At 64.9% G+C, this 9674-nt stretch carries 8 protein-coding genes; 1 reads left to right on the forward strand and 7 read right to left on the reverse strand.

Annotated features, from left to right (window positions below; translation table 11 throughout):
• Genes MUM_RS0119160 through MUM_RS0119170 form a run of 3 tightly spaced genes read right to left on the reverse strand, consistent with a single transcriptional unit; the run spans position 1 to position 2734 of the window.
• On the reverse strand, positions 1-876 hold the full coding sequence (locus MUM_RS0119160) for a rhomboid family intramembrane serine protease (RefSeq protein ID WP_010172965.1): 876 nt from the start codon (positions 874-876) through the stop codon (positions 1-3).
• Positions 873-1847, reverse strand: coding sequence for a metallophosphoesterase (locus MUM_RS0119165; RefSeq protein ID WP_177088513.1), 975 nt, complete (start codon positions 1845-1847; stop codon positions 873-875). Before MUM_RS0119165 ends, MUM_RS0119160 begins: the two co-directional genes overlap by 4 nt.
• Positions 1844-2734, reverse strand: coding sequence for an NAD(+) kinase (locus MUM_RS0119170; RefSeq protein WP_003217892.1), 891 nt, complete (start codon positions 2732-2734; stop codon positions 1844-1846). The genes MUM_RS0119165 and MUM_RS0119170 overlap by 4 nt, the downstream gene beginning before the upstream one ends.
• 143 nt (positions 2735-2877) lie before the next feature.
• Between MUM_RS0119170 and MUM_RS0119175 the strand changes: the two genes are divergently transcribed.
• Complete coding sequence (locus MUM_RS0119175; protein WP_010172973.1) at positions 2878-3864, forward strand: DUF1853 family protein; 987 nt, start codon at positions 2878-2880, stop codon at positions 3862-3864.
• Here MUM_RS0119175 and MUM_RS0119180 read toward each other — a convergent pair.
• The 4 genes from MUM_RS0119180 to MUM_RS0119195 all read right to left on the reverse strand — a co-directional run.
• A complete protein-coding gene (locus tag MUM_RS0119180; protein WP_010172975.1) occupies positions 3821-4552 on the reverse strand; it encodes a VWA domain-containing protein in 732 nt (243 codons plus the stop codon). The genes MUM_RS0119175 and MUM_RS0119180 overlap by 44 nt on opposite strands.
• A complete protein-coding gene (locus tag MUM_RS0119185; RefSeq protein WP_010172977.1) occupies positions 4477-5475 on the reverse strand; it encodes an ATP-binding protein in 999 nt (332 codons plus the stop codon). The genes MUM_RS0119180 and MUM_RS0119185 overlap by 76 nt, the downstream gene beginning before the upstream one ends.
• On the reverse strand, positions 5475-9248 hold the full coding sequence (cobN, locus tag MUM_RS0119190; protein ID WP_010172979.1) for a cobaltochelatase subunit CobN: 3774 nt from the start codon (positions 9246-9248) through the stop codon (positions 5475-5477). Before cobN ends, MUM_RS0119185 begins: the two co-directional genes overlap by 1 nt.
• Before the next feature lie 3 nt (positions 9249-9251).
• Positions 9252-9674: GTP-binding protein (locus tag MUM_RS0119195; RefSeq protein WP_010172980.1), on the reverse strand; the 423-nt coding region annotated here is incomplete at its 5' end.

The following is a 9674-nucleotide window of genomic DNA, read 5'->3' on the forward strand; positions in this document are numbered from 1 at the left end:
CTAAATAGGGGACATTTTGCGGCGGCTGTACAAGCCACCCAGCAAGCCGGTCAGGCACCCGATCACCAGGCCGCCCACGTGGGCCGCGTTGGCGATTTCGCCGAAGCCGATCATCGAGACCAGGCCCGACAGGCAGAGCACCAGCCACACCAGCATCATCACCAACACCCCGCGAGGCAGGCGATACACCGGATTGGGCGACAACAATTGATAGATCCAGCAATGCCCGAGCAAGCCGTACAGCACGCCGGACAACCCGCCAAACAGGCCGGGACCACCAAAATAATATTGAGCGTAGTTGGACACCAGGCTGAACAACAGCGTCAGGCCCAGCAGGTTGATACTGCCCTGGCGCAGCTCGATACGCCGCCCCAGCTCCCAGTACCACATGCCGTTCATGGCCAGGTGCAGGATGCCGAAGTGGATCAGCATCGGCGTGACCAACCGCCACCACTGTCCCGACGCCAGGCTGTCGGTCAATGGCGTGAATCGGATGTACTCACCGACCACGCTGAACGGCAGGAAAGTCAGCCAGCTCATCGCCTGCAGGTTATCCCCCAGCAGCGTGACCGCACCGACAATGATGCTCAGCAGCAGCACCAGCCCGGTGACCGGGCTGTGGCGCAACTGCTGGACAAACCCGGGGCGCCGGGCCGGCGGTGCCTGGTCCGGAATATCCAGTTGCTGGTCCGGGTCGCCGGCAGGAAAGCGCTGGTACAAGACCTTCACGTCTTCGCTGATGGCATCGGGCACCCACAACACCTGCTCCCCGGCTTCCTCGCTCACGCGATGGGGCACTTGCATGCGTTGCAGCAGTTTGACGAAACCACTCAAATCCACCGCCAGCGGCAAACGTAAAACAGCCACGGTACTCATGAAATAACCTCAGGGCGCTCAACGTCGACCCAAACAAATTTACGCGGGTCCAGGCGGGTTTCCTGATCCAGTCGGTAGGCCACCAGCTTGCCGTACAGCACTGCGCTGTAGTCCAGGCAGGCCAGGTTCGGGCGGATCGGTGCCGGTTTGCCGCTGCGCCAGTAGTGGCCGACGAACAGCAACGGTTCGTCGACGCCATAGCGCAGCAGGGAATTTTTCTCGCTGGACGAGAGTGGCGTGGCGGCCACCGGCTCCGGAAGCGCATCGGGCTGGAACACGATGTCGCCGTAGGTCTTCGGGTCGTCTTCCCAGAATTTGGTGCGGAAAAACGAGCGCGTCAGGCCGTCGCCACCGGTCAGGGTCAGGCCGTCCGGCAGCCGCATGTCGGTGCCGCGCAGCAGGCGGTCGAAGGCATTGCTGGCGAAACTGCCGGGCACGGCGGCGGCTTGCAGGAAGTGCTGGTCGATGCAGCCGTCCGGGAAATGCGCGCGCAGGGGTTCGATAAAGCCGTTGTCCCAGCACGCGTGCACCACGCGGAACCGCCCGGCATCGACAAACAGCGGCATCTCGTAGAACCAGCCGAGGAAGTCGTGCCAGTCCGCCGGGTGCTGTTCGAACTGGGTCAGGGTTTCCTGGATCAACCGCGCATGGCGTGGCGTGTGCTCGCGCACGAATTGCTTGCCGCTGCCCGGGGTGGCCGGCGTGCTCCAGCCCAGCGCGTTGAACTCATGGTTACCCATGATGCACAGCGCCTGGCCGGCCTCGGTCATGTCGTGGACGATGTGCAGCGCCTCGCGGATACGCGGCCCGCGGTCGATGATATCGCCGAGGAACACGGCCATTCGCGACGGGTGGCGCCAGGTGCCGCCCTGCTTGTGGTAACCCAATTGGTCGAGCAAGTGCTCAAGGGTATGAGCGCAACCGTGCACGTCACCAATCAGGTCGTAGCTACGCGCGGGATCGAGCATCAGTCGCCTCCACCCCCCAAGCGGCTGCCCCAGCCCAGCTTGGTCCGGCACACTTCGTAGTAGTTGTGGTCCAGCGGATGGATCAACCGCAGCTTCTGCGCCTTTTTGCTCACGGTGATGGTGTCACCGGGGGCGCAGGTGAAATGGTTCTGCCCGTCGCAGGAGACTTGCGGGTAGATCTGCATGTCTTTGGAGACCACGATTTTCAGCTCACTGTTGCCGTCGACCACAATCGGTCTGCTGGACAACATATGGGGGTACATCGGCACGATCACAATGGCATCCAGCTTGGGATGCATGATCGGCCCGCCGGCAGACAGCGCGTACGCGGTAGAGCCGGTCGGTGTGGCGACGATCAGGCCGTCGGCCTTCTGGCTGCACACGAACTGGCCGTCGATGTACAGCTCGAACTCGATCATCCGCGTCGATTTGCCGGGGTGCAGCACCACGTCGTTGAGGGCATCGCCCTGGCCGATGGCTTCACCGTGGCGGCGCACTTCAGCCTGCAGCAGGAAGCGGTTTTCCACCAGGTAGTGACCGTCCAGGACCTTGGCCACTTCGACTTCCAGCTCGTCGGGGCGAATATCGGTGAGGAACCCCAGGCTCCCACGGTTGATCCCCAGCACCGGCACGTTATGCCGCGCCAGCGCACGGGCGGCGCCCAGCAGGCTGCCGTCGCCACCCACCACGATCACCATGTCGCAGACTTCACCGAGCATTTTGCGCGACGAGGTTTGCAGGCCGTGGCCCGGGAGGATTTCAGCGATGGTGTCTTCGAGGATCACATGCAGGTGGCGCTCGAGCAGAAACTTTTTCAGCCGGCGGACGGTGTCCAACACCTGGGTACTGCCCAGGCGACCGATAATGCCGATATTGCGAAATTGCTCCATGGGGCTCCTGCGGGGTTCGGGTTCTGCAAAAAAGAACGATTATGGGCGAAAGCCGGCGTTACACAAAATCCTTTGTCGCCGCAAACCCCAGACGACAACGGTTCTCAGCCCCCTTTCCGGCTGTAAAAGGCTATGCTCGGACCATGACCCTGTTCCCTGATTTACAGCACCTGCCCCGCCAACTGCGTCACCCCGAGGTGCGCGACCTCGCGTGGGTGATGCTCGCCCCGCCGATGCTCGCGCAAACCCCGTGGCCGCAACGTCACCCGCTGACCGGCAGCGACTGGGTGCAGGCCCCGCATTTGCTGGAGCACTGGCTGCGCCAACTGGACCAGGACAGCAGCGCCTTGCTGCACTGGCTGAGCCAGGCGCGCACCCGGCGGCTGGGGTTGTATTACGAACGGTTGTGGCAATTTGCTGTGCAGCATGCGCCGGGCGTGGAATTGCTCGCGGCCAACCTGCCGATCCGCCAGGCCGGGCATACCCTGGGCGAGCTCGACATGCTGCTGCGTGACCGAGACGGCGTGCACCATCTGGAACTGGCGATCAAACTCTACCTCGGCCCCCAGGACGGCGACGGCCGGGACACCGCCCAATGGCTGGGCCCGGGCTGCCACGACCGGCTGGACCGCAAGCTGGCCCATCTGGCCCAGCATCAACTGCCGATCTCCGCCCGGCCGGAGAGCCGTGAAGTGCTGGCGGCCCTGGATATCCAGGACTTTGATGCCCATCTATGGCTGGGCGGGTATTTGCTCTACCCCTGGCCCGGCATGGCGCACGCGCCGGTGGGCGCGCATCCGCAGCATTTAAATGGGCGCTGGCTGCATCAGCGCGACTGGTCGAGGTTTATCGAACAAAGCCCCGCCGGTCGCTGGCAACCGCTGCCCCGCCACGCGTGGCTGGCGCCGGCACACTACCCGGCGGACGAAGCCTGGGACGCGGCCCGGATGCAGCACTGGCTAACCGAACTGGACCCCATGGCGCCCGCTCAATTGCTGGTGCGCCTGGTGGAAAACAGCGAAGGCGAATGGGAAGAGGCCGAACGCTTGTTTCTGGTGGCGGATCTCTGGCCGAATGTGCCGGCGCTTACAGGTTATCGATATGCCGATAATCAATCTGTAACTCCGTAGCCAGCTGCCTCGCGCGCCCCAACCGAATCGGGCCGCGCTCGATGTCCACCAGCAAGCCCGGGCAGCCCAGTGGCGGCAGCCCCGTCACATCCTTCAGCCGTCCATCGGTGATCACCAGCAACCGCTGCTGCTCCGCCGGATAACGCGTGTGTCTGGCCGCCAACCACTGCCCCGCTTCGTTCAGCGCTGCCAACAATGGCGTGCCGCCGCCTGCGCCGAGGCCATCAAGCCAGTGATTGAGCCCCTTGGCTGCCTTTAATCCCTGCACCTGCCATTTCGGCGACTGCCCGCTCGCAGTGAGCAACGCCATGCGCGCCCGCTGCCGATAGGCATCGTCAAACAGCTGGGCCAGCAACCCCTTGGCATCGCTCAACGACTGATGCCGCCGGGTGGAGGCCGATGCATCGACAATTACCAGCCACAGCTCATGGGGCGTGCGGCTGCGCAGTTGATACAACAGGTCTTCACGGCGTTGCGGTCGCCCGCCGAGCAGCGTGCCCGGCCAGTTGATCGAACCTTGCGCCGCGCTGCGCGCCTGGCCTCGCCGGCCCTTGTTCAGTCGACCCGCCTTGGGCCGCGCATCCGCCCCCGCATCAGGCTTGGGGCGAATGCCTAGGGCTTTTTTGGCCAGGTGGGCACGGCTCGGCGAGCGCCTGTCGGCAGTGCGGGTGCGGGCATGTCGCCCCATTGGCCCTGGCCTTCAGGTGCATCATTGGGCTTGGGTGATTGACCGCCAGCGGGCGGCGTTGCAGGCGGGGATTGCTCCTGGCGGCGATGGCGCAGGGCAAATTCCGCGACGGCTTCGATATCTTCTTCGCTGATGGCCGTAGCGCCCCGCCAAGCCGCATGGGCACGGGCGCCACGCAGCCAGACCAGGTCTGCGCGCAAGCCGTCCACACCAGCGGCAAAGCAGCGCTCGGTAATCTGCGCCAGCGCCTGGTCATCCAGCGGGATGCTCTCCAACAGCGCCCGTGCCTGGGTGCAGCGCTCGCGCAACGCGGCCTGCTGATCGGCCCATTGCTCGCAGAAACCCTGGGGATCGTTGTCGAAATCCAGGCGGCGACGGATGATCTGCCCACGCTCGGCGGGCTGGGTGTGCCCGCTCAGCGCCACGTTGAAACCAAACCGGTCGAGCAATTGCGGGCGCAACTCGCCCTCTTCCGGGTTCATGGTGCCGATCAGCACAAAGCGCGCCGAATGCCGGTGAGAAATGCCGTCGCGCTCGATCAGGTTGGTGCCGCTGGCGGCCACGTCCAGCAGCAGGTCCACCAGATGGTCGGGCAGCAAGTTGACTTCATCGACATAGAGCACGCCACCGTCGGCCTTGGCCAGCACGCCGGGGGAAAATTGTGCGCGGCCCTCGCCGAGCGCCGCGTCCAGATCGAGGGTGCCCACCAGCCGCTCCTCGGTGGCGCCCAAGGGCAGCGTGACGAACTGACCACTGGCGAGCAGGTCTGCCAGGCCGCGCGCCAGGGTGGACTTGGCCATGCCGCGCGGGCCTTCGATCAGCACGCCGCCAATTTTCGGGTCGATGGCGGTCAGGCACAGGGCCAGTTTCAGGTCATCGGCGCCGACAACGGCAGACAGCGGGAAATGCGGGAGGTCGGTCATCAACTGCCTTCTTCTATATCCAACAACAGGTTTTCCAACGCCTCACGGTACGCCCCGGGCTCCTGCCACAGGCCGCGCTGCTGGGCTTCGAGCATGCGCTCGGTCATGTCCCGCAGGGCATCCGGGTTGTGCTGCTGCACAAAGGCCCGGGTGTCCGGGTCGAGCAAATAGGCGTCGGCCAGCAACGCGTACTGATGATCGTCGATCAGCGCGGTGGTGGCGTCGAACGCGAACAGATTGTCCACGGTGGCCGCCATCTCGAACGCGCCTTTGTAGCCGTGGCGCTTCACCCCTTCGATCCACTTCGGGTTGGCCGCCCGGGCACGGATCACCCGGCTCAACTCTTCCTTCAGCGTGCGGACCTTCGGCAGGTCCGGCTGGCTGTGGTCGCCATGATAGCTGGCGGCCTTATCGCCGCTCAGGGTTTCCACGGCGGCAAGCATACCGCCCTGGAATTGGTAGTAATCATTGGAGTCGAGCAAATCGTGCTCGCGGTTGTCCTGGTTCTGCAACACCGCCTGCACCTGGCTCAAGCGCTGGGCAAACTGTTCGCGGGCGGCGGTGCCGTCATCGGAGCCGCCATAGGCGTAGCCACCCCAGTTCAGGTAAACCTCGGCCAGGTCTTCGCGGCTCTGCCACAGGCGTCCGTCAATTGCGCCCTGCACACCGGCACCGTAGGCACCGGGCTTGGCACCGAAGATCCGCCAACCCGCCTGTTTCGCGGCGTCCTCCTCGTCCAGGCCCGACAGGCGCAAGGCCTCACGCTCGCTGCGCACCTTGGCCGCCAGCGGGTTCAGGTCGTCGGGCTCGTCCAGCGCGGCCACGGCTTGCACCGCCGCGTCGAACAGGCGGATCAGGTTGGCGAACGCATCGCGGAAGAACCCCGACACGCGCAACGTCACATCCACTCGTGGCCGGTCCAGCAGGCTGATCGGCAGGACTTCAAAGTCATCCACCCGCTGGCTGCCCGTGGCCCACACCGGGCGCACGCCCATCAGCGCCATGGCCTGGGCGATGTCGTCGCCGCCGGTGCGCATGGTGGCAGTGCCCCACACCGACAGGCCGAGTTGGCGCAGGTGGTCGCCGTGGTCTTGCAGGTGACGCTCAAGAATCAGGTTCGCCGACTGGAAACCGATGCGCCAGGCGGTGGTGGTCGGCAGGTTACGCACATCCACCGAGAAAAAATTACGCCCGGTGGGCAGTACGTCCAGACGGCCCCGGCTCGGCGCGCCACTGGGGCCAGCCGGCACGAAACGCCCGCTCAGGGCATCCAGCAAGCCACGCATTTCCGCCGGGCCGCAAGCATCCAGGCGCGGCGCGACGACGATGCGCAAGCTCTCGATCACCGACTTGACGTCTTCCCAGCCGCGCTCTTCAAGCTGCTCCACCGGCCCTTCCAGCGCCTGCTCGATCAGGCGGGCGGCGTACAGTTCGAGGCGTTCGCGGGTGTCGCCTGCGGTGCGCCACAATTGCGTATCGATCTTCTGCAACACCTCGGGACGACGCCCGGTCCACGGCTCGGCCAGGGCACAATCCAGCGGGTCGAAGCCCAACTCAAAGGCCTTGGCCAGTACCCGCAGCAGGCTCGACTGCGGCCCACGACCATCGCCACGCGGAATGCGCAGCAACGCCAGCAAGGTGTCGATGCGCAACCGGCCCTCGGGCGACTCACCGAAGATGTGCAGGCCATCGCGAATCTGCGACTCCTTCAAGTCACACAGGTAAGTGTCCAGGCGTGGCAGCCAGATGGCGGCGTCGGCATCGTTGTCGAGGTTTTCGTCGAGAGCCAACTCTTGGTCGATACGGGTTTCCCGCACCAGCTTGAGGATATCTTTTTGCAGCTCGCGGGCGCGCCGTGGGTCGAGCAGTTGGGCTTCATAATATTCGTCGGCCAACAGCTCCAGGTCGCGCAGCGGCCCGTAGGTTTCGGCGCGCGTCAGCGGCGGCATCAGGTGGTCGATGATCACCGCCTGTGTACGGCGCTTGGCCTGGGCGCCCTCGCCCGGATCGTTGACGATAAACGGGTAGATGTTCGGCAACGGCCCCAGCAGTGCGTCAGGCCAGCAATTTTCCGAAAGCCCGACGCCCTTGCCCGGCAGCCACTCCAGGTTGCCGTGCTTGCCGACGTGGATCACGCCGTGGGCGCCGTAGGTCTGGCGCAACCAGAAGTAGAACGCCAGGTAGCCATGGGGCGGCACCAGGTCGGGATCGTGATAAACCGCGCTGGCGTCCACTTGATAACCCCGGGCTGGCTGGATGCCAACGAAGGTCAGGCCAAAGCGCAGGCCGGCGATCATCATGCGGCCGTCGCGGAACATCGGGTCGTTATGGGGCGTGCCCCAGCGTGCCAACACCGCCTGGCGATTGGATTCGGGCAAGCGGTTGAACATCGCTTCATAGTCATCGAGCGCGAGGCTTTGATGACAGGGACGCAGGTCAAGGCTGTCGAGGTCATTGCTGACGCCGCCCAACAGCTCCTGAATCAACGCCGTGCCGCTCTCCGGCAGCACGTCCGGCAACGGATAACCTTCGATCTTCAAGGCCCGCAGGATATTCAGCGCGGCGGCCGGCGTGTCCAGCCCCACACCATTGCCGATACGTCCGTCCCGGGTCGGGTAGTTGGCGAGGATCAGCGCGATACGCTTTTCGCCATTCGGTACCCGTGCCAGATCGACCCAGCGCCGCGCCAGCTCGGCGACAAAGTCCATACGCTCAGGCTGCGCGCGGTAGCACACCACATCCGACTGACTGCGCTCGCTGCGCCAGGCCAGGTCCTTGAAGCTGATGGGCCGGCTGATGATGCGCCCGTCCAGTTCCGGCAAGGCAATGTGCATCGCCAGGTCGCGCGGGCCGAGGCCTTGTTCGCTGGCCTGCCAGCCGGGCTCGTTGTCCTGGGCGCAAATCGCCTGGATCACCGGGATGTTGCGGCGAAACGGCCGCAGGTGCGGCGCTTCGGGGCTGGATTGGGCAAAGCCGGTGGTGTTGAGAATCACCGAGGCGTGCACTTCGTCCAGCAGGTCCTCGACCACCGTCAGGCAGCCGGGTTCTTTCAAACTGGCCACCGCCATCGGCAACGGATTAAGACCCGCCGCCTGCAAGCGCTGGCAAAACACATCGATAAAACCGGTATTGGCCGCCTGCAAATGGGACCGGTAGAACAGCACCGCCGCCACCGGAAAACCAGGTTGCCAGTCGGCCTGCCAATCGTTGAGGCGGGCATTCGCTTTGTGCGGGTGATAAATCGCGGTACGCGGCAGGGTTTGCGGTTCGTCCCAGGCGTAATCGCGGCCCAGGTAGCCGGCCGCCAGGCAACGATAGAAATCCAGCGCATTGCCCAGGCCGCCCTGGCGCAAAAAGTGCCAAAGCCGGTCACGCTCCTCCACGCCCACGGTGCTCAGGCCACTGAGTTCCGGGTCCGGGCGATCATCCCCCGGCACCAGGATCAGTTGCACACCGCGCTCGGCCAGCTCAACGAGGCGCTCGATGCCGTACCGCCAATAGCCGATACCGCCGTGCAGCGAAATCAGGATGACCTTGGCGTGGCGCAGTACCTCGTCCACGTACAGGTCGACCGAGGCGTGGTTCTGCACCTGCATCGGATTGGCCAGGCGCAGGCTCGGGTAATCCTCGGGCAACTGCTGGGCCGCTTCTGCCAGCAGCGCCAGGCTGGAGTCACCGCTGCACAGGATCACCAGCTCGGCGGGGGTTTGGCCAAGGTCGGCAATGTTGTCATCCGAGACGAAACCACCGGGCTGGGTCCTGAGCAGGTGCATGGTTTAAACGCTGAGGGCAGCGCGCAATTGCGCTTCGAGCAAGGCGGCGTCCAGTTCCTGGCCGATCAGCACCAGGTGCGTGGCGCGCGGCTCATCGGCGCGCCAGGCGCGGTCGAAGTGCTTGTCGAAACGCGTGCCCACGCCCTGGATCAGCAGGCGCATCGGCTTGTTCGGGATCGCCGCGAAACCCTTGACCCGCAGGATGCCGTGCTGGACCACCAGTTGGGTCAGGGCGTCGAGCAGCAGGCTTTCGTCAGCCTGGGGCAGCTCGATGGAGATCGAATCAAAGGCGTCGTGGTCGTGGTCGTGGTCGTCTTCACCTTCGTGGTGATGATCATGGTGGCTGTGGCGACCGTCGATGTGCTCTTCGGAGCCGGCGCCCAAGCCGATCAGCACGTCCAGCGGCAGGCGACCGCTGCTGGCTTC

Source organism: Pseudomonas sp. PAMC 25886 (assembly GCF_000242655.1).
Lineage (GTDB): Bacteria > Pseudomonadota > Gammaproteobacteria > Pseudomonadales > Pseudomonadaceae > Aquipseudomonas.